Raw genomic sequence first — 826 nt, forward strand, 5'->3', positions numbered from 1 at the left:
GAATTAGACAAGGATGCAACATGAATCAGGAAGCCAGTCAGGCAGAGCTTGAACACGTACGTCTCAGGCAAGCCTTTGACGATGTTCCGGTGGGGCGCGGCTGTTGCCCGATGAAATCCCCGCAGGTTGCCATCTTCCCGGTGCGCTACGCGATTGATGCGTCCCCGAAAAAAGGCAGTGCACAAGGCCCGCACCCACTGCCCAAAGGCTGGGCGCCCAAGCTCCAGCCCACCTTGAAAACCCGCAGCTACACCCTGCGCCAACTGCGGGACGGCTGGTTGTATGTCTGGGACAGCGTCGACAAGACCTTCCACGAGTACCAGGTCATCGGGCGGATGTTTACCCGCCACACCTGGACCGCGCTGGAGATTGGCCAGGACCTGCGGACCAACCCCGGCGAAACCCATCCGTACCTGCTGTACCCACGCAGCAGCATCTTGCGCCTGGCCTTTTCGCCGGTGCAATGGACCTGGCGGCTGTGCGAGGCCATGCGCTCCGGTGGCCTGCAAACGCCCTGGTTGCGCGACCTCGACCTGCCTGATTACTGCGACACCTACCAGGTTGCCCACGGTGCACCGCTGGTGCAGCTGGGCCAGAGCGTGGCCGATATCCGCGTGCAGGACCAGCCTGCGCCGAACCTGCTCAGCACCACGTTGCCGACCAATGCCGATCCGGCCGACCCCGACCGACCGTTCAAGCGGGATTTCGAGGAAGCGTTGATTCGTGGCTACGTGCCAGACCAGCACACCGCACTGTTCATCGCCCTCGACGACCCGCTGGCGCTGGTTGACGACCTGAGCCTGAACCTCACCGGACGGCGCCTGGA

Annotated in this window: 1 protein-coding gene; it reads left to right on the plus strand. The window is 63.4% G+C overall.

Going from position 1 to position 826, the window contains the following annotated elements; all coding sequences use genetic code 11:
- Window positions 1-20: 20 nt before the first annotated feature.
- The coding region (locus IE038_RS23985) for a toxin VasX (protein ID WP_368855853.1) at window positions 21-826 on the plus strand (806 nt) is incomplete at its 3' end.

The sequence above is a fragment of the Pseudomonas laurentiana genome (genome assembly GCF_014648275.1).
In the GTDB taxonomy this organism is placed as follows: Bacteria; Pseudomonadota; Gammaproteobacteria; order Pseudomonadales; family Pseudomonadaceae; genus Aquipseudomonas; species Aquipseudomonas laurentiana.